Source organism: Streptomyces sp. UNOB3_S3 (assembly GCF_020740895.1).
Lineage (GTDB): Bacteria > Actinomycetota > Actinomycetes > Streptomycetales > Streptomycetaceae > Streptomyces.
Genome location: NZ_JAILXP010000105.1, coordinates 1 through 19,466 on the forward strand (window position 1 = coordinate 1; position 19,466 = coordinate 19,466).

A 19,466-nucleotide genomic window follows, 5' to 3' on the forward strand; every position below is an offset into this window, starting at 1 on the left:
GGGGGTCCGGGGGCGGAGCCCCCGGGAAACGGTGAAGGGGCGGGACTGGGGCACAGCCCGCCGCAGGCGCTACACCCGTTCCACCACCGTCGCGATCCCCATCCCGCCCCCGACGCACAGCGTGATCAGCCCGTACCGTCCGTCCCGTCGCTCCAGTTCGTCGACGACCGTGCCCAGCAGCATCGCCCCCGTCGCCCCCAGCGGGTGGCCCAGCGCGATGGCGCCGCCGTTGACGTTGACCTTCGCCAGGTCCGCGCCCGTCTCCTCGATGAACCGCAGGACGACCGCCGCGAAGGCCTCGTTGACCTCGATCAGGTCCATGTCGTCGATGGTCAGCCCCGCCTTGGCGAGCGCCTTGCGGGTGGCGGGGGCCGGGCCGGTGAGCATGATGGTCGGCTCGGAGCCGGAGACGGCGGCCGAGACGATACGGGCCCGGGGCCGCAGCCCGTAGCGCTCGCCGACCTCGCGGTTGCCGATGGCGACGAGGGAGGCGCCGTCGACGATGCCCGAGGAGTTGCCCGCGTGGTGGACGTGGTCGATCTTCTCCACCCAGTGGTACTTCTGGAGGGCCACCGCGTCGAAGCCGCCCTGCTCGCCGAGGGCCGCGAAGGAGGGCTTGAGGGCGGCGAGGGTGTCGACCGTGGTGCCGGGGCGCAGGTGCTCGTCGCGGTCGAGGACGACGAGGCCGTTGCGGTCGCGTACGGGCACCACGGAACGGTCGAAGCGGCCGTCCTTCCACGCGGCGGCGGCCAGCTCCTGCGACCGCGCGGCGAAGGCGTCCACGTCACGGCGGGAGAAGCCGCCGAGCGTGGCGATCAGGTCGGCGCCGATGCCCTGGGGGACGAAGTTGACGTCCATATTCGTCATCGGGTCCGCGAACCACGCGCCGCCGTCGGAGGCGATGGGCACCCGGGACATCGACTCCACGCCGCCCGCCAGGACCAGGTCCTCCCAGCCGGAGCGGACCTTCGCGGCGGCGAGGTTGACGGCCTCCAGACCCGAGGCACAGAAGCGGTTCTCCTGGACGCCCGCGACGGTGTCGGGCAGCCCGGCGGCGATGGCGGCGATCCGGGCGATGTCGGATCCCTGGTCGCCGATGGGGCTGACGACACCGAGGACGATGTCGTCGATCGCGGCGGGGTCGAGGTCCGGCAAACGCCGCCGGAGCTCGTGGATCAGCCCGACGACGAGGTCGATGGGCTTGGTGCCGTGCAGCGAGCCGTTGGCCTTGCCACGGCCGCGCGGGGTGCGGATCGCCTCGTATACGTACGCTTCGGTGCTCAAGGGCGTGGGCCTTTCGGAAGTCATCTCGGAAGTCATCGGGGAGGGGGAGGGGTTCAGGAGAGGAGGGAGCGGCCGATGATCTCCTTCATGATCTCGGTCGTACCGCCGTAGATCGTCTGGATCCGCCCGTCGGTGAACGCCTTCGCCACCGGGAACTCGGCCATGTAGCCGTACCCGCCGTGCAGTTGCAGACACCGGTCGGCGACGCGCTTCTGGAGCTCGGTCGCCCACCACTTGGCCATGGAGGCGTGGACGGCGTCGAGCTCGCCCCGGTCGTGGTCGGTGACGCAGCGATCGAGGAAGGCGCGGGTGACCGCGCACTCGGTGGCCATCTCGGCGATCTCGAAGCGGATGTGCTGGAGGCGGGCCAGCGGCCGGCCGAACGCCTCGCGCTCCTTGACGTAGCGGGTGGTGATCTCCAGCACGTGCTCGGCGGCGGCGATCGCGGAGACGGCGATGCTCAGCCGCTCCTGCGGCAGATTGGCCATCAGATGGCCGAACGCGCCCTGCGGTTCGCCCAGCAGGTTCTCCTTGGGGACGCGGACGTCGGCGAAGAACAGCTCGGCGGTGTCCTGGGCCTTCTGCCCGATCTTGTCGAGGTTGCGGCCGCGCTCGAAGCCCGGCATGCCCCGCTCGACGACCAGCAGGCTCAGCCCCCTGGCGCCGCCCTCCGGCGTCGTCCGGGCCACGACGACGACCAGGTCGGCGAGGATGCCGTTGGAGATGAACGTCTTGGCGCCGTTGAGCAGCCAGTGGTCGCCCCGGTCCTCGGCGGTGGTGCGGATGCCCTGGAGGTCGGAGCCCGCGCCGGGCTCGGTCATGGCGATGGCGCTGATGGTCTCGCCCGAGCAGAACCCCGGCAGCCAGCGCCGCTTCTGCTCCTCGGTCGCGAGGCCCGCCAGGTACGGGCCGACCATGTCGTTGTGCAGCGAGATCGCGAGTCCGGCCGCCCCGGCGCGGGCGAACTCCTCGGCGAGCACGGCGCTGTAACGGAAGTCCCGGTTGCCCCCGCCGCCGTACTCCTCGGGCACGGCGAGGCCCAGCAGGCCCTGGCGCCCGGCGGCCCGCCAGGCGTCGCGGGAGACGATGCCGTCCTTCTCCCACTGCTCCTGATGCGGGGTGACCTCCTTGGCGAGGAAGGCGCGCACGGTCTCGCGGAAGGCTTCGTGGTCGGCGGTGAAGAGCTGACGCTTCATCGGTTCTGGCTGCCTTTCTCTGCCGCGCCGGCGTCCGGCGCGTGCCGTTCGAGACCGGGTTCGAGAGCGGGTTCGAGAGCGGATCCGAGACCGGGGACGTCCCAGTCGCGGGCCACCTCGGCGGTGTCCGCGCCCGGCCGCGCGGGCGGCCGGCGCACGGAGCCGGGGGTGGCGGAGAAACGGGGTGCGGGGGCGGGCTGGGTGATGCCGCCGTGGCCGGTGAAGGTGGCGCGCGCGGCGAGGTGGGGGTGCTCCGGGGCCTCGCGCAGCGACAGGACGGGCGCGACGCACCCGTCCGAACCCTCGAAAACCTCCGTCCATTCCGCCCGGGTGCGCTGCCGGAAGCGCTCGGCGATCGCGGTGCGCAGCTCGCCCCAGCGGGCGGGGTCCTCGCGTACGGGCGCGCTCTCGCCGAGGCCGAGCAGCCGGGTGAACTCGGCGTAGAAGCGCGGCTCCAGTGCGCCCACGGCCATATACCCGCCGTCGGCCGTCTCGTACGTGCTGTAGAAGGGCACCCCGCCGTCGAGGAGGTTGGCGCCGCGCCGGTCCTGCCAGCGGCCGGCCGCGAGCATGCCGTGGAGCATCGCGGTGAGATGGGCGGTGCCGTCGACGATCGCGGCGTCCACGACCTGCCCCGGCCCGCCGGCGTGGACGTGCTGGAGGGCGGCCAGGATCCCGATGACGAGATAGAGGGAGCCGCCCGCGTAGTCGCCGAGGAGATTGGCGGCGGCGTAGGGCGGGCCGTCGGCGGGCCCGGTCAGGCCGAGGGCGCCGGTGACGGCGATATAGCCGATGTCGTGCCCGGCGCTGGCGGCGAGCGGCCCGTCCTGGCCCCAGCCGGTCATCCGCCCGTAGACGAGCGCGGGGTTGCGGGCCAGCGCGGCGTCGGGGCCCACGCCCAGGCGCTCGGCGACGCCGGGGCGGTAGCCCTCGATCAGGACGTCCGCGCGGGCGGCCAGATCGAGGACGGTGCGCGCGCCGTCCTCGGACTTGAGGTCCACGAGGACGGAGCGTTTGTTGCGGTTGGTGATGTCGTGGGCCGGGTCGATGGCCAGCCCGGGCCCGCCGGGGCGCTCGACGCGGACCACGTCGGCGCCGAGGTCGCCGAGGAGCATGGCGGCGAACGGCCCCGGCCCGATGCCCGCCAGCTCGACCACCCGCACCCCGGCGAGCGGCCCGCTCACTGCCGTCCCTGTCCCAGTCGCCATCCCGGTCCCGCTGTCCATACGGCCCCCACGTCCCTGTGACACAACCGCTGTAACACTCGTGATGTTAAGAACGTGTTCTACCGATCACAAGGGTCTTGCGGGGCGGGTCTGTGGGCGCGTGGGGGGGCGAGGGGTCAGGGCGTGGTGGTGAGGGTGGGCCAGAGGCCGGTGGCGGTGAGGGACCTGGCCAGGCGGAGGGCCCAGTAGGTTTCGTCCCCGTCTTCGTCGCGCCAGGACCACAGGCGGGTGGTGGCGAGGTGGAGCGGGCTGAGCCGGGTGATGCCGATGGCGCCGTGGAGCTGGTGGGCGATACGGGCGATCTCGGCGGCCGAGGCGGATGCCTGTGTCTTGGCGGCGGCGACGGCGACGTGTGCTGCCGGGCCGCCGCCGTCCAGCGGTGCGGCGGCGGCGCGGACCAGGGCGGCCTCCTCGATGAGCCGCGCCTCTTCCTGCTTGACGGCCTGGAAGCGGCTGAGCGGACGGCCGAACTGGGTGCGGGCGGTGGTGTGGGCGACCGTCAGGTCGACGCAGCGTTCGGCGGCTCCGGCGATCAGGGCGGAGCGGGCCAGGGCCGCGCGGAGCCGGGCCTCGTCCAGTAGTTCGGGGGAGACCCTGCGGACCCGCGAGGCGGGGATCTCGAGGGAGGCGAGGTGCAGGTCGTCGCGGGGTTCCTCGGCGAGGTTGGCTCCGGGGGTGAGGACGGCCTGGTCGGGGGTGAGGGTGAACAGGACGGGGCCGGACGGGGCGGTGGCCAGGACGACCACCATGGTGGCGGCGCGGGCCCAGGGGACGCGGCGCAGGGTGCCGCTGACCAGCAGGGTGTCATCGTCGCCCAGACAGCCGGCCGAGCCGACAGGGGAGGCGGCCGGGTGGGCGTAACGGACGGTGAGCTCGGGGGCGATGGCGTAGCCGAGCGGGCCGTGGGGGACGGGGAGGCCGACGCGGCGCAACAGCGGGCGGGCGACCAGGGCCGTTTCGGCCAACGGGGCGGGGACCGCCCGGCGTCCTGCCTCCTGGGCTGCGGCGAGGAGTTCGGCGGTGGAGGCGTCCCGAGCCGGAAGGGCCACGGCGTCGGGGTCGGTGGTGTTGACGACGACGGCGATGGCGTCGGGATCGGCGTAGAAGGCGTTGGTGTCGTAGGCGTCGGCGGAGATGACGGGTGTGCCGGTGTCTATCGTGTGGGTGTTCATCAGTGCCGCTCCAGTCCACGAGTGATGATGCCGCGAAGGATTTCGTTGGTGCCGCCGCGCAGCGTGTAGCCGGGGCTGTGCAGCAGGGCGAAGGCGAGCAGTTCGGGGTGGCTGCCGGGGGTCGCGTGCGGATCGGCGGGGGTCGGCAGGATGCCGCGGACAGCGTCGATCAGCGTGCCCTCCAGGCGGGTGCCGAGGTCCTTGACCAGGGCGGCCTGGATATCGGGCGAGGCTCCGGCGTCCAGGGCCGCGGCCACGCCGAGGGACAGCCGGCGGACGCTGTGCAGACGGGCCGTCAGGATGCCGACCTGGGCGAGCTGCTCGGCCGTCGCCGAGCGCTGCTCCAGTTCGCGGAGCAGGGAGACCAGCAGGGGGAAGGTGGACAGGTAGCGCTCCGGGCCGCTGCGCTCGAAGGCGAGTTCACCGGTGACCTGCTTCCACCCGTCGCCCCGCTGTCCGAGCAGCATGCCGTCGGGGACGTCGACGCCTTCGAGGTGGCAGGCGTTGAAGCGGTGCTCGCCGCTCATCAGGTGGATCGGCTCGACCCGTACCCCCGGGGCACGCAGGTCGACGATGAACTGGCTGAGACCGGCGTGCCTGTCCTCGGCCTCGTCGGTGCGGGCCAGCACGATGGCGTAGTCGTTGACGTGGGCGCCGCCGGTCCACATCTTGGTGCCGGTCAGCCGCCAGCCGCCGGCGGTGCGTTCGGCGCGGGTGGCGACCGAGGCGAGGTCGGAGCCGCTGCTCTTCTCGCTCATGCCGATGGAGAAGAAGCACTGTCCGGCGGCTATCCGGGGCAGGAAGAAGCGGCGCTGTTCCTCGGTGCCGTGCCGGAGGACGGACGGGCCGGCCTGCCGGTCGGAGACCCAGTGCGCGCTGACCGGGGCGCCGGCGGCGAGCAGTTCCTCGATCACCACATAGCGCTCCAGGAAGCCGCGGCCGGCACCGCCGTACTCGGTGGGCAGGGCCATGCCGACCCAGCCGCGTTCGGCGAGGCGGCGGCTGAAGCCGTCGTCCCAGCCGGCCAGCCAGGAGTCGGGGCGGCCGAGCACGGTGCCGCGGGCGCGCTCCTCGTCGAGAAAGGCGCGGACCTCGGCGCGGAGCCGGCGGGCCGATTCGGGCAGTGCGACGTCGGGGAACGCGATCGGTGAAAGCGTCGAAGTCGAAGGAGACATGGATCAGTAGCTCCCGGTTGGGGTTACGGAGAATCGGTCAGTTTGCAATCGGTCAGTTCGCGGAGTGCAACAAGGAAGGATCGAAGCCGACCTCGCCGAGCACTTCGTCGGTGTGCTGGCCGATGGCCGGGCAGGGCCGCGGCTCCGGCTCCGGGTCGGCCGAGTAGCGGACCGGTCGGCCGATCAACCGGTAGGGGCCCTCGGTGGGGTGTTCGGCATCGCGCAGCAGGCCGCCCTCGCGGGCGTAGGCGCTGGTGGCGGCGGATTCCAGGTCGAGGACGGGGGCGGCGGCGATGCCCGCCCGGTCGCAGAACTCCTGCCACTCGGCACTGGTGTGGCGCGGTGTCAGTTCCGCGAGCAGCGGATAGAACTGGTCGGCGTTGCGGGCCCGGTCGGGTCCGGTGGCGAAGCGCGGATCGTCGGCCAGGTCGGGGCGGCCGACGAAGGCGGTGAACTCCCGCCAGTCGCGGTCGCTGTGCGGCAGGATGCACATCCAGCCGTCGGCGGTGCGCTGGGCACGGCGCTCCGGGCTGAGCGAGCGCGCCGAACCGAACGCCCCGTCGGGCTCCAGGGCAGCCGTGCCCAGGTGCTCGACCAGGTTGAAGGCGAGCATGGTGTCGGCCATCGGGACCTCGATGTGCTGGCCGGTGCCGCCGTGCTCCCGGTAGTGCAGCGCGGCCAGCACCGACTGGGCGATCTGCATGCCGCAGATCTTGTCGGCCAGCACGGTGGGGACGTAGTGCGGCCGGCCGGAGACCTGGTGGTTGAGCCAGACCAGGCCGCTGGCCGCCTGGATGATGTCGTCGTAGGCGGCGTGGGTGCCGTAGCGGCTGTCGCTGCGGAAACCCTGGGCGTTGGCGTAGATCAGGCCGGGGTTGACCGCCGCGATGTCGTCGTACCCGAGGCGGAGACGCTCCAGGGCCTGCGGGCGCAGGTTGGTGATGAAGACGTCGGCGGTGCGCAGCAGGGCGAGCAGGGCGTCGCGACCGTGCGGGGCCTTGAGATCGATGACGGCACTGCGCTTGTTGCGGTTCAGGTTCAGTGCCGCGGCGCCCATGCCGGGGTGGCGCCGCGGAGGGTAATGGCGCGTCATGTCACCGGCGGGCGGCTCGACCTTGACCACATCGGCGCCCAGGTCGCCCAGTTGCTGGGCGGCGTACGGGGCCATGATCACACTGGCCAGTTCGATGACACGGACTCCGGCGAGGAGTCCACGGCCGGACGGGCCGCTCGATTTCTCGGACATCTTCCAAAACCTCCCGGGGTCAGCGCCACTGGAGCACGGCGGACCCGAGCGGGGACCGCCGGCCGGGCTGGGGAACCGTGCGCCCGCTGTACGCGAACGGCGTCGCCGGTTCGGTGAGCGGGCCGAAGTCGGTCATGGTGGTCGACAGCGCGGCGAGCGGCGCGCGCCCGGGCCGGGGCAGGTCGATGACGTTCTCCCGTGCCAGCAGCCCGAGTTCCTGAACCCAGTGACACACCCCGGCCAAGGTCACGCGGATCCGCCACGAGCTGCCCTCCGTCGCACGCCGGCGCAGGACCGTTGCCACGGCGGCGGCCCCGAGGTATGCGGCGAGGTAGTCGTTGAGCAGGTACGTCGGCGGTAGCGACGGCCGGTCGGTCCACTCCTCGACGGCGAATCCTGTTGCCGAGCAGGCGAGTTGGTCGAACCCTCCGCGTTCGCCCCAGGGGCCGTCGGCGCCCCAGGCGTGGTATTCGAGGGTGATGAGTCCGGGGCGGCGCCGGATGAGTTCCTCGGCCTGTGCCCCGTGCCGGGCAAGCCCCCGGTAGGCGTGCACGAAGACGTCCGCGTCCTGGAGCACCTCGTGGAAGGCCGCACGGTCGTGACCGTCGCGCAGGTCGCAGTAGGCGTTGCGCTTGCCGCCGCCGGTCATCGCGATCATCGGGATCGGGTCGGGGCGGTCGGGACGCGACAGGTGCAGCACGTCGGCGCCGAACTGGGCGAGGAGCCGCGCCCCGACGGGACCTGCGATGACATGGGTGAGGTCGAGGACCCGTACGCCCGTGAGCGCCTCGTCGGCCTCGCCGATCGGCTCCAGGGGCCGGACCGGCCCGTCACCGACGCGTTCGATCTCGACGACCGGGCGCCGCGCGACGTACCGCCCCGCGGGGTGCGCGAGCCACTCGTCCCGGTCGCGCACCGCGCAGGCGACGCCGCCCCGCGCGCAGATGGCCTCCTCCAGGGCGAAGGCGTCCCAGCCGGCCGCGGCCCGCGCGATCCCGGCCTTGTCGAACCCGCAGCTCAGCACGGAGTGGACCGCGTCCCGCAGATGCGGATAGGTGGTGATGATGAAGATCCACCGGCCGTCGCGCGCCCGGTAGAAGTCGTTGTTGCCGAGCAGCGCCGGATCGTCGAGCAGGACACCGATCGGGCGCCCCGACAGCGTCGTGTGATACGTCGCCATGAGCTGGTCGATCGCGGCTCCGGCCGTTACCTCCACCTTCTGGTGCCGGTGGCCGCGCTGTTCGCCGAGCGCCGCCGTCTGCCGCCCGAAAACCCCGATCGCGGCCGACATGGCATCGGCGAGGCGGTGCACCGAGGGCACCAGGGGATCCGCCCCGACAACGGTGATGTCCTCGGCCCCCCGGGCCGGATCAGGGTCGCCGAGGGTGTGCAGCAGCCGGGAGACGATCTCTCCCGTGGACGGCGGAGGCGTCGGCTCGGCCGTGGTCAGCGTGTTCGAAGTCATGCCGGGATGCTCGTTCCCGGCCCTGTAGGAGCGCCCGCATTCACGGATATCCGTGAATCGATGCGAACGTCACGTCCGCCCCTCCTGGATGTGCGCGAGGAGCCGGGCCGCCGCCCGGTCCAGACTCAGCCGCTCCGAGCGGCCACGGCGCCGGTGCGTCAGCACAAGAGCACCCGTGATGACGGGGCCGTCGGTGACGGGGATCGCGAGCGCGCTGACTTCGGGATCGGCCAGACCCTCGCTGCGGCTGATCCGCGACGCGCGGATCGCCGGAAGAGCGCGGCGGAACTCGGCGACCGCCTCGGGGTCATGGCGGGCGAGCTCGTCGAGCAGCCCACGGCGCTCCGCCTCGTCGGTGAAGGCCAGCAGCAGACGGCCCGCGGCGGTACGCAGCAGCGGCCGGGCCACGTGCTCGTCGGCGAGCGGCACGAGGCGCGGAATCTCGTCCTCGCCGCCGCGCCCGAGGTGCACCGCGTCGAGCCCGACCCGCACCGTGAGCAGCACCGGGGTGCCCGCGACGCGGCTCAGCTCGTTGAGCTCGGCCTGCCCGATCCGCGGGACGACCCGGCCGGCGATGAGGTTGAGGACGTGCGGTGCGGGCCCGAGTCTGAAGTGCCCGTGCTGTTCCAGCAGGAAGCCCGTCGCGACAAGGCCGTTGACCAGATCCTGTACCGAACTCGCCGGCGCCCCGACCGTCCGCGCCACCTCGGCCACGGTCACCCCGCCCGGCGCCCGCGCGGCGGCCTCCAGGATCCATGCGACCCGGTCCACCGTACGGTGACGCCGACGCCGTCCGTACTCACCCATCCCGCCCCACCTTGTCCTTCGTGTACTCCGCCGGCCAGGGGGCGTCAGTCTCGCCGCGGTGCGGGTGACGGCGCGGGGTTCAGCCGGCTCGACGCGCGGGCCAGCAATTCGATGAGCAGGGCGCGTTCCTCGGCGCTGAATCCGTCGGCGATCCGCCGTTCGATGGCGACGGCCTCCGCGTCGGCCCGCTTGAGCAGCCGGCGTCCGTCGTCGGTGAGGCGCACCTCCGTCACCTTGCGGTGCCAGGGGTGCGGCTGCCGTGTGATCAGCTCTTTCGCTTCGAGGTTGGCGAGCACGGTGGCGATGGTCTGCGGGGTGACCAGGCACGCGCGGGCGAGCGCGGCGGCGGACACCCCTGGCTGTGCGTCGACCGTGTACAGCGCGACGTACTGCGGAACCGTCAGCCCGAGGGGGCGGAGCGCCGCGTGCTTGGCCGCCATCAGTTCCTGCTCGGCCCGCTTGATGTGCAGGCCGAGGCGTTCCGTGAGCGGCATGTCCATGGGATCGATCGTACGTCATCGGTTCATCGGGCTCTGGCTTATGACAGAGCTCTGCTATACATAAGAGCCCTGTTACTGATCTTGTGCCACTCATGGAGGCAACCCATGTCCAGCCCTGAACTGCTCGACCACGTCGTCGCCGGGTCCGGCCCGGGCCTCGTCCTGATCCACGGCACCGGCGCCGACGCGACCTCGAACTGGGGACCTATCGTCGACGCGATGCGCGACCGGTACACGGTCGTCGCCCCGAACCTGCCCGGCGCGGGCGCCACCGCCGTGTACCCCGCCCCGATCGACCTGGACGAACTCGCCGACCGGATCGTCGCCACCGCCCGCGCCGCCGGGCTGGAACGGTTCCACCTGGCCGGTCACTCGGTGGGCGCCGTCGTCGCCACGGCCGTGGCCGCCCGGCACCCCGATGCCGTGACCTCGCTCGTTCTGCACGCCGGATGGGTCAGGACGACCGCGCGGGAGAAGTTCATGTTCGACCTGTGGGCGCGGCTGCTGCGCACCGACCCGGACCTGCTGGCCCGCCAGTTGATCCTCACCGCGATGGGACCCGGCCTCCTCGGCGCGCTCGACGAGGCCGGGTTCGCCGAGATGGCCGCGGGTTTCACGGCCATGCTCGACGAGCGCGTTCTCGGGCAGATCGAACTGGACAGCCGCGTCGACCTGCGCGACGCGGTGTGCCGCGTCACCGCCCCCACGCTCGTGGTGGCGAGCGCGGACGACCAGGTCGTCCCGCCCCACCACCAGCGCGAGCTGGCCGCCGCCATCGACGGGGCCGAGTACCTCCAGGTCCCCGGTGGGCACGGCCTGCCGTTCGAGGACCCGGCCCGGTTCTTCTCGGTCGTCACCGAATACGTGGACAAGCGTCAGGCGCTGGACGAGGCCTGAGGGACACGCCGGGTTTGGTGTGCGGCGCCCGCGAGAAGAGTCCCGTCATGGCCTCCATTCCCACCGTCGATCTGCGCACCTGGCGGACCGACGGCAGCCCCGCCGCGGTCGACCGGGCGCTGCGCACCGCCGGGTTCCTGCTCGTCACCGGGCACGGCATCGCCCCGGACCTGCGGGCCGCCGTCCGCGCGCAGGCCCGCGTGTTCTTCGGGCTGCCGGAAGAGGCCAAACGGCGGTACGCCGTCGAGGTCGGCGAGCGCGGCTGGCTCGGGCCCGGTGCCGAGGCCAACGGGTACGCGGAGGGCACCGAAACGCCGCCCGACCTCAAGGAATCCCTCTCCTTCGCGGCGGAGGAGCCCAGCGGGGACCCGGCCGTGGACGCCGAGTGGTTCCTGCCCAACACCTGGCCCGCGGAGGCCCCGCTGCTCCGGCCCCTGGTGGCCGACTACCTGGCCCGGATGCGCCGGCTGTCCGACGACATCCTGGGACTGCTGGGGGCCGCCCTCGGAGAGGGCGAGGACTTCTTCACCCGGCACACCACCCATCCCACATGGGGGTTCAACATCAACTGGTACCCGGGCGCGGGGACGACCGGTTCCCCGCAGCCCGGCCAGTTCCGGATCGGCCCGCACACCGACTTCGGCACGGTCACGGTCCTGGACCGGCAGCGGGGCAGGGGAGGACTGCAGGTCTTCACGGACGAGGACGGCTGGCAGGACGCCGCGTACGACCCTGATGCCCTTACCGTCAACATCGGCGATCTCATGTCCTTCTGGACCGAGGGACGCTGGTGCTCCGGGCGGCACCGCGTGCTGCCGCCGCCCGTCGACGAACCGGCCGAGGAGCTGATGTCGCTGGTGTACTTCTACGAGTGCGATCCGGGCACGGATGTGCGCGGCGTCGATTCCCACCGCTATCTGAGGGAGAAGCTCGACGCCATCAAGGTCGGCTGACGACCGGCGAAGGCCGGCTCACGCCGGGAAGTCCGGCAGCCGTTTGTCATAGAGCCACGGGTGGAGCACCGTGCCCAGCTCACGGCCCGTCACCCGCTCGGCGTGGGCCAGGAACATGTCCGTGTTCGCGCTGCCTCCCCGGTGGGCGTCGTGCCAGGTGCGCAGGGTGCGGAAGAAGTCGTCGTCCCCCACGGCCAGCCGCAGCGCGTGGAGGGTGCAGGCCCCCCGGACGTACACCCGGTCGTCGAAGAGGCTGCGCCGGCCCGGGTCGGCGATGCGGAGGTTCTGCCGGCGGCCGGACAGGTCCTGCCGTGCCTGGCGGGCCAGGGTGTCGGCGTCGTCCTCGTCGAGGTGCTCGGACCACAGCCACTCCGCGTACGTGGCGAAGCCCTCGTTGAGCCAGATGTGCCGCCAGTCGGCGAGGCCGACGCTGTTGCCGTACCACTGGTGGGCGATCTCGTGGGCCACGAGCGTCTCCCAGCCGCGCCGCCCGTCCATGTGGTTGCCGCCGAAGACGGACAGCGTCTGGTTCTCCACCGGCGCCGCCAGCTCCGCGTCGACGACGACCGCCCCGTAGGACTCGAAGGGGTAGTCGCCGAAGAGACCGGCGAAGGCGCGCAGCATCTCCGGCTGGCGGGCCAGGTCGTGGCGGGCCCGCTCGGCGAGGTGGGGCGGGTAGGAGTTGCGCACCCCGCCGCGCTCCTCGTGGGTGAAACGGCCGGTGTAGAGGGCGGCGAGGTAGGAGGACATGGGGCCGGGGTGGTGGTACGTCCAGCGCTCCGTGGCGCCGTCGCCGACGGGGACGTGCTCGCGCAGGGTGCCGTTGGCCAGGGCGTGGTGGCCCCGGGGCACGGTGACGGTGAAGGTGTAGGCGGCCTTGTCGTCGGGGCGGTCGTTGCAGGGGAACCAGGAGGGGGCGCCCACGGGCTGGGAGGCGACGAGCGTCCCGTCGTGGTCGTCGCCGGTGCGGTCCCAGCCGACGCTGCCGAAGGGCGTGGTGACGGGCTTCGGCCGGCCCGCGTAGCGGACGTCGAGGACGAACGCCTGCCCGGGCACGAGGGTCCGGGCGGACGTGAGGAGGAGCTTGCCGTCGCGGCGGTGGACCGCGACGGGCTCCCCGTCGAGGTGCGCCGAGCGCACCGACAGCCGGGCCAGGTCCAGCGCCACCACGCGCGTACGGTCGTTGGAGACGGCGTGGATCCGGGCGTGGCCGTCCAGCCAGGCCCGGCCCGGGTCGTAGCCGAGCCGCAGGTCGTAGGCGAGGGTGCGGTGGCCGTGGGAGCCGTGCCGGGGGAAGTAGCCCGGCACGGCGGCCGTGCGGCGGCTGTCGCCGCCGACGGAGAGCGCGGCGGCGCCCAGCGGGAGCGCCGCCGCGGCCGTGAGGAGGCCGCGGCGGCTGCACGCGAAGCGGTCCCGGAGGCTCATGCCACGAGCTCGCGCGCGGGTTGCGTGCCGGCGATGGGGTTGCCCGCCCAGTGGGTCCCGGCGGGCACCGTCTCGCCCCGCATGACAAGGGAGGACGGGCCGATGGCGGCGTGCTCGCCGACCGTGCTGCCCGGCAGGACGATGCCGTGCGGGCCGAGCGAGGCGCCCGCGCCGAGCTCGACGCGGTCCATGCGCATGATCCGGTCGTGGAAGAGGTGCGTCTGCAGGACACAGCCCCGGTTGACGGTGGCGCCGTCGCCGAGGGAGATCAGATCGGTCTCCGGCAGCCAGTGGGTGTCGCACCAGACCCCGCGCCCGACGCGGACGCCGAGGCTGCGCAGCCACCAGTTGAGGACCGGCGTGCCGGTGAAGGGACCGGCCAGCCACGGCACGGCCAGGGACTCCACGAACGTGTCGTAGAGCTCGTTGCGCCAGACGAAGGAGCTCCACAGGGGGTGCTCCCCGGCCTTGAAGCGGCCCATGAGCAGCCACTTGGCGGCGGTCGCGGTGAGCGCGGCCACGACGCCGGCGGCCAGCAGCAGCGGTGGGGCGATGAGCGCGGCGAAGCCGAGGCCGTGGTCGTCCAGGGCGTCCTGCTCGATCAGCAGCACGGCCTCGGCGAGCGCGAGGCCGCACATCAGCGGCAGCACCCGGCACAGTTCGACGGCCGCGCGGGCCATCATCAGCCGCCGGGGCGGCTCGAAGGTGCGCCCGGCGTCGCCGCCGGAGGCGACGCGCGGCAGCGGCATCGCGGGGCGGCCCAGCCAGGAGCTGCCGGGCTCGCTGTGCGCGGGGGCGTCGGAGAGCACACCGATCAGCGCGTGGTCGGGGACCTCACGGCCGGGGCCGACGATGCCGGAGTTGCCGACGAACGCCCGGCGCCCGATGCGGACGCGGCCCAGCTTCATCCGGCCCGCGTGCAGCTCGAACGGGGCGACCAGGGTGTCGTCCGCGAGGAACGCGCCGTCGTCGACGGTGAGGAGGGAGGGCAGTGGCAGGACCGTGGAGATCTCGGCCCGCCGGCCGATCCGCGCGCCCAGCAGGCGCAGCCAGCCGGGGGTGGCCAGGCTCGCGTAGAGCGGGAAGAGACCGGCGCGGCTGCCGTCGAGGAGCCGGGTGACGAGCCAGACCCGCCAGGCGACGCCGCCGTCGGCGGGGTGGCTGCCCGGGGTGATGCCCCGGCCGAGGATCCGGACGACCAGGGCGATGACCAGCATCCAGCAGACGGTGGTGACGAAGGTGAACGCCGGGACGGCGGCCAGCAGCCACAGACCGGCGGTCGTCAGGGTGGCGCAGCCCTCGATCAGGTAGTACGTGCCGACGAGCGCGGGCAGCGCGGCCAGCAGCGGCAGCAGCGGCAGTCCGGCGAGGGACAGCGCGTAGGCGAGCGACCAGCGCCGCGAGCGGCGGTGGCGCGCGGTGTGCCGGCCGGTGCCGGGGGCCGTGGCGGGGCCCCCGGTACGGCCGGCGCGCCGCGCCCCGGGAACGTGGGCGCTCCGCGCGGGACCGGACGCGCCGTGACCCGCCCCCGCGTAGGACACGTCCAGGGACGGTGCCCCGGCGTGGCGCGGACCGCCCTGGGGCGACCCGGCATCCGCGAGCCCAGCGGCAGGCGCCCCCGCAGGGGTTCCCGCCACCGGCCGGGCCGGGGAGCCCTCCCACGTCTGGCCGGCCGGGATGTGGCCGTCGAGGCAGCCGCCGCCCTCCAGGGTGGCGCCCTGGCCCAGGGAGGCGCCCGGCATCAGCATGGTGCGGTGGCCGACGCGGGCGTCGGCGCCGATGGAGATCGCGCCGACGCGCAGCGTCTCGCCGTCGAGCCACCAGCCCGCGAGGTCGGCCTCCGGTTCGACGCCGCAGCCGTCGCCGAACGAGGCGAGGCCGGTGACCGGCGGCATGGCGTGGAGGGAGATGTTCCGGCCCGTCGCGCAGCCCAGGGCGCGGGCGTACCAGGTGGCCCAGGGGGTGCCGAGGAGGGCGGGGACGCCGAAGGAGGCGACGGTGCGTTCGGCGGCCCACAGCCGCAGGTGGACGCGGCCGCCGCGCGGGTACGCGCCCGGGGTGATGCCCCGGGTGAGCAGGCGGGCGGCGGCCGCGCCCAGCAGGAAGCGGGCGGGGGCGCTGAAGAGGATCAGCCAGCCGGCCAGCACCAGCCACCAGGAGGTGTGGGGCGCCCAGGCCTCGGGGGCCAGCAGGCCCAGGACGTTGTCGGCGGCGGCCAGGCCCACGAGCCCGCGCAGCCCGGCGACGCCGAACAGGGCGGTCTGCACCACGATCTGGGCGGCGCCCATGCGGCGGCGCACGGGCCGGACCTCGCGCCGCACGGTGTCCTGCGGGGCGAGGGAGTCGAGGTGGGCGGCCATGTCGCGGAGCACGGGATGGCGGTAGAGGGCGGCGACGGAGACGCCGGGGTGGTGCTCGCGCAGGGCGGAGGCCATCTTGGCGGCGGCCAGGCTGGTGCCGCCCAGGGAGACGAAGTCGGAGCCGGCGGAGGGCCGGGTGCCGAGCAGCTCCTCCCAGAGGTCGGCGAGCCGGGCGGCGGTCCCCGTCAGCGGCCCGCCCTCCGCCCCGTCGTCCCCGGCGGTGGGCAGCGGCCAGGGCAGCGCGTCGCGGTCGACCTTCCCGGAGGTGCGGGTGGGCAGTTCGGCGACCTCGCCCAGGACGGGCACCAGCGCGGCCGGCAGCCGCTCCGCCAGCAGCTTTCTCGCGAGCTCGCGGTCGTAGTCGGGTCCGGGCACCACATATCCGGCGAGCAGCCGCCCGCCGGCCGGGGTGGTGCGGACGGCCGCGGCGGCGCCCAGCACCCCGGGCAGGGCGCTGAGCGCGGCGTCGATCTCGCCGAGCTCCAGCCGCCGCCCGCCGATCTTGATCTGGTCGTCGGCGCGCCCGGCGAAGACCAGGCCCTCGGGGTCGGCCCGGACGAGGTCGCCGGTGCGGTAGGCGCGGGTGGTCGCGAGGGCGGCCGAGGGGCGGTAGCGGTCGGCGTCCTTGACGGGGTCGAGGTAGCGGGCGACGCCGACGCCGGAGACGACCAGCTCGCCCTCGGCGCCCCAGGGCACGGGTTCGCCCGCCGCGTCGACGACGGCCAGCTCCCAGCCGTCCAGGGGCAATCCGATGCGCACGGGCTCGCCGGGGTGCATCCGGGCCGCGCAGGCGACGACGGTGGTCTCGGTGGGCCCGTAGGTGTTCCACATCTCGCGGCCGGGCACGGCGAAGCGGTCGACGAGCTCGGCGGGGCAGGCCTCACCGCCGACGATCAGCAGCCGTACCCGGTCCAGGGACTCCGGCGGCCACAGCGCGGCGAGCGTGGGCACGGTGGAGACGACGGTGATGCCGCGCTCGACGAGCCAGGGGCCGAGCTCGTGGCCGGCGCGGACGAGGGAGCGGGGGGCGGGCACCAGGCAGGCGCCGTGCCGCCAGGCCAGCCACATCTCCTCGCAGGAGGCGTCGAAGGCCACGGACAGTCCGGCCAGGACGCGGTCGCCGGGGCCGAGCGGGCAGTCCTTGAGGAAGAGACCGGCCTCGGCGTCGGCGAAGGCGGCGGCGCTGCGGTGGCTGACGGCGACGCCCTTGGGCGCGCCCGTGGAGCCGGAGGTGAAGATGATCCAGGCGTCGTCGTCGGGCAGCGGCGGACGGTCGGGGCCGGTGGCGGGGGCGGGGCCCGGCAGCAGCGTGTCCGCGGTGATGACCAGGCAGACCCCGGCCTCGCGGAAGACGGTGGCGGCCCGCTCGTCGGGGTCGTCGGCGTCGACGGGCACATAGGCGGCGCCGCAGCGGAGGACGGCGAGGATCGCGAGGTACAGCTCGGCGGTGCCGGAGGGCACGCGGACGCCGATCCGGTCGCCGGGCCCGGCGCCGGCCCGGCGCAGCCGGTCGGCGCGGGCGGCGACCTCGGCGGTCAGCGTCCGGTAGGTCAGGGCCGCGCCGCCGGTGTCCAGGGCGAGGGCATCGGGGTGTGCGGCGGCGGTGGAATCGAACACGTCGAGCAGGGTGCGCTCCGGGTGCGGCGGGGCGCTGCGGTAGCGCGCCCTGCCCGCCAGGGAGCCCGTGGGTACGGGTGCGGGTCCTGGGAGGGTCGATGACATCGGTCGGTACGCCTCTATTCGACGTGGGTGGCACGGACGTCATCGGACGACGTCCGCACCCACAGACGGCACCCGCCGACGAGTGGTTCGTATGCCGGTTCCCAACGTTCCGTAAATCGAACGGACTCCGGGTAACCCCATCAACGCTTCAAATGCACTGCCGTACCCGGCGTATTACCGCTGATTCAATGGTCAAACAGGGCTGACGCCATGGCCTTCTCTTGGGAAAGTGTTGGCCTTACCCTGGTTTTCTTTTCGGACCCGGCGTCACCCGTTCGCTCAGCCCTCCCACAGGAACCACCCAGCGACCGCTCAGCGCTCGCTCACGCGCCCGTCCGCGACCTCCAGCCGCCGCGTGGTGTGGACCGCGTCCAGCATCCGGCGGTCGTGGGTGACCAGCAGCAGCGTGCCGTCGTACGAGGCCAGCGCCGACTCCAGCTGCTCGATCGCCGGCAGGTCGAGATGGTTCGTCGGCTCGTCGAGGACGAGCAGGTTCACCCCGCGCGCCTGGAGCAGGGCCAGCGCCGCACGGGTGCGCTCGCCCGGGGAGAGCGTCACGGCCGGGCGCAGCACGTGCGCCGCCTTGAGGCCGAACTTGGCCAGCAGCGTCCGGACGTCCTCCGGGGCGAGCTCCGGCACCTCCGCGCCGAACGCCGCCAGCAGCGTCTCCTCGCCGAAGAACAGCGCCCGCGCCTGGTCCACCTCGCCCACGACCACTCCCGGGCCCAGCGCGGCGCCGCCCTCGTCCAGGGACAGCCGGCCGAGCAGCGCGGCCAGCAGCGTGGACTTGCCGGAGCCGTTGGCGCCCGTGATGGCGACCCGGTCGGCCCAGTCGATCTGGAGGTCCACCGGGCCGAGGGCGAACGACCCGCGCCGGGCGACCGCGCCGCGCAGGGTCGCCACGACCGCGCCCGAGCGGGGCGCGGCGGCGATCTCCATCCGCAGCTCCCACTCCTTGCGGGGCTCCTCCACGACCTCCAGCCGCTCGATGAGCCGCTCGGTCTGCCGGGCCTTGGCCGCCTGCTTCTCGGTCGACTCGGCGCGGAGCTTGCGGCCGATCTTGTCGTTGTCGGTGGCCTTGCGACGGGCGTTGCGGACGCCCTTCTCCATCCAGTTCCGCTGGGTGCGCGCCCGGGCCTCCAGCGAGGCCTTGGTGTCGGCGTACTCGTCGTAGGCCTCGCGGGCGTGCCGGCGGGCGGTCTCGCGCTCCTCCAGATAGGCGGCGTAGCCACCGCCATAAAGGGTGATCTGCTGCTGGGCGAGGTCGAGCTCCAGGACCTTGTTCACCGTGCGGGTCAGGAACTCCCGGTCGTGGCTGACCAGCACCGTGCCGGCGCGCAGCCCCGTGACGAACGACTCCAGCCGGTCCAGGCCGTCCAGGTCGAGGTCGTTGGTGGGCTCGTCCAGCAGGAAGACGTCGTAGCGGCTGAGCAGCAGGGAGGCGAGACCGGCGCGGGCGGCCTGGCCGCCGGACAGGCCCGTCATGGGCCGGTCCAGACCGATGCCGAGGCCCAGCGAGGCGGCGACCTCCTCGGCCCGCTCGTCGAGGTCGGCGCCGCCCAGGTCCAGCCAGCGATCCAGCGCGACCGAGTAGGCGTCGTCCGCCCCGGGCGCGCCGTCGACGAGCGCCTGGGTGGCGGCGTCGAGCGCGGCCTGAGCAGCAGCGACCCCGGTCCGCCGGGCGAGGAAGGCCCGCACGGACTCCCCCTCGCGCCGCTCGGGCTCCTGCGGCAGATGGCCGACGGTGGCGGTGGGCGGGTTGAGCCGCAGCGAGCCCCGCTCGGGCGCGGTGAGGCCCGCGAGCATCCGCAGCAGGGTCGACTTCCCCGCCCCGTTGGCTCCGACGAGCCCGATGACGTCCCCGGGGGCGACGACGAGGTCGAGCCCGGAGAAGAGGGTGCGGTCGCCGTGACCGGCGGCGAGATCCTTGACGACGAGGGTGGCACTCATAAGACCACCGACTTTATCCGGTGGCCCCCGGAGCAGCGGCCCACGAGGTGGTGACGCGAGGGGGCGGGGCGGGGGGACGGGCCCTGGT

General features: G+C 73.6%; 14 protein-coding genes. 2 read left to right on the top strand and 12 right to left on the bottom strand.

The features are described 5' to 3' along the window. Positions 1-69 precede the first annotated feature (69 nt). The 9 genes from K6I33_RS14155 to K6I33_RS14195 form a co-directional block, all read right to left on the bottom strand. Positions 70-1,284 (bottom strand): acetyl-CoA C-acetyltransferase, encoded by a 1,215-nt coding sequence (locus K6I33_RS14155; protein ID WP_229351676.1) that lies wholly within the window; start codon positions 1,282-1,284, stop codon positions 70-72. A 53-nt stretch (positions 1,285-1,337) separates the two neighbouring features. Further along, positions 1,338-2,480: an acyl-CoA dehydrogenase family protein gene (locus K6I33_RS14160; protein WP_229351678.1), complete on the bottom strand. Its 1,143-nt coding sequence runs from the start codon at positions 2,478-2,480 to the stop codon at positions 1,338-1,340. Further along, a complete protein-coding gene (locus K6I33_RS14165) occupies positions 2,477-3,688 on the bottom strand; it encodes a CaiB/BaiF CoA-transferase family protein (protein WP_229351680.1) in 1,212 nt (403 codons plus the stop codon). The genes K6I33_RS14160 and K6I33_RS14165 overlap by 4 nt, the downstream gene beginning before the upstream one ends. 134 nt (positions 3,689-3,822) lie before the next feature. After that, on the bottom strand, positions 3,823-4,878 hold the full coding sequence (locus tag K6I33_RS14170; protein WP_229351683.1) for an acyl-CoA dehydrogenase family protein: 1,056 nt from the start codon (positions 4,876-4,878) through the stop codon (positions 3,823-3,825). Continuing rightward, complete coding sequence (locus K6I33_RS14175; protein WP_229351685.1) at positions 4,878-6,053, bottom strand: acyl-CoA dehydrogenase family protein; 1,176 nt, start codon at positions 6,051-6,053, stop codon at positions 4,878-4,880. The genes K6I33_RS14170 and K6I33_RS14175 overlap by 1 nt, the downstream gene beginning before the upstream one ends. 52 nt (positions 6,054-6,105) lie before the next feature. Further along, the gene (locus K6I33_RS14180) at positions 6,106-7,299 is read right to left on the bottom strand and encodes a CaiB/BaiF CoA-transferase family protein (protein WP_229351686.1); all 1,194 of its coding nucleotides are present in this window, start codon (positions 7,297-7,299) and stop codon (positions 6,106-6,108) included. A 19-nt stretch (positions 7,300-7,318) separates the two neighbouring features. Continuing rightward, positions 7,319-8,764: a CoA transferase gene (locus K6I33_RS14185; protein ID WP_229351688.1), complete on the bottom strand. Its 1,446-nt coding sequence runs from the start codon at positions 8,762-8,764 to the stop codon at positions 7,319-7,321. Positions 8,765-8,833: 69 nt separating this feature from the next. Continuing rightward, entirely contained in the window at positions 8,834-9,571 is a 738-nt protein-coding gene (locus tag K6I33_RS14190; protein ID WP_229351690.1) for a helix-turn-helix domain-containing protein, read from the bottom strand. Positions 9,572-9,615: 44 nt separating this feature from the next. Continuing rightward, on the bottom strand, positions 9,616-10,071 hold the full coding sequence (locus K6I33_RS14195) for a MarR family winged helix-turn-helix transcriptional regulator (RefSeq protein ID WP_229351692.1): 456 nt from the start codon (positions 10,069-10,071) through the stop codon (positions 9,616-9,618). A gap of 105 nt (positions 10,072-10,176) precedes the next feature. Between K6I33_RS14195 and K6I33_RS14200 the strand changes: the two genes are divergently transcribed. Both K6I33_RS14200 and K6I33_RS14205 read left to right on the top strand, forming a co-directional pair. Further along, complete coding sequence (locus K6I33_RS14200) at positions 10,177-10,968, top strand: alpha/beta fold hydrolase (protein WP_229351695.1); 792 nt, start codon at positions 10,177-10,179, stop codon at positions 10,966-10,968. A gap of 47 nt (positions 10,969-11,015) precedes the next feature. Beyond that, positions 11,016-11,921, top strand: coding sequence for an isopenicillin N synthase family oxygenase (locus tag K6I33_RS14205; RefSeq protein WP_229351698.1), 906 nt, complete (start codon positions 11,016-11,018; stop codon positions 11,919-11,921). 18 nt (positions 11,922-11,939) lie between these two features. Here K6I33_RS14205 and K6I33_RS14210 read toward each other — a convergent pair whose 3' ends face one another. The 3 genes from K6I33_RS14210 to K6I33_RS14220 all read right to left on the bottom strand — a co-directional run bounded on the left by K6I33_RS14210 (position 11,940) and on the right by K6I33_RS14220 (position 19,378). Further along, positions 11,940-13,346, bottom strand: coding sequence for a M1 family metallopeptidase (locus K6I33_RS14210; protein ID WP_229351700.1), 1,407 nt, complete (start codon positions 13,344-13,346; stop codon positions 11,940-11,942). After that, complete coding sequence (locus K6I33_RS14215) at positions 13,343-17,428, bottom strand: Pls/PosA family non-ribosomal peptide synthetase (protein WP_229351703.1); 4,086 nt, start codon at positions 17,426-17,428, stop codon at positions 13,343-13,345. Before K6I33_RS14215 ends, K6I33_RS14210 begins: the two co-directional genes overlap by 4 nt. 312 nt (positions 17,429-17,740) lie before the next feature. Next, positions 17,741-19,378, bottom strand: a complete 1,638-nt coding sequence (locus tag K6I33_RS14220) for an ABC-F family ATP-binding cassette domain-containing protein (RefSeq protein WP_229351707.1) — start codon at positions 19,376-19,378, stop codon at positions 17,741-17,743. Positions 19,379-19,466: the final 88 nt, after the last annotated feature.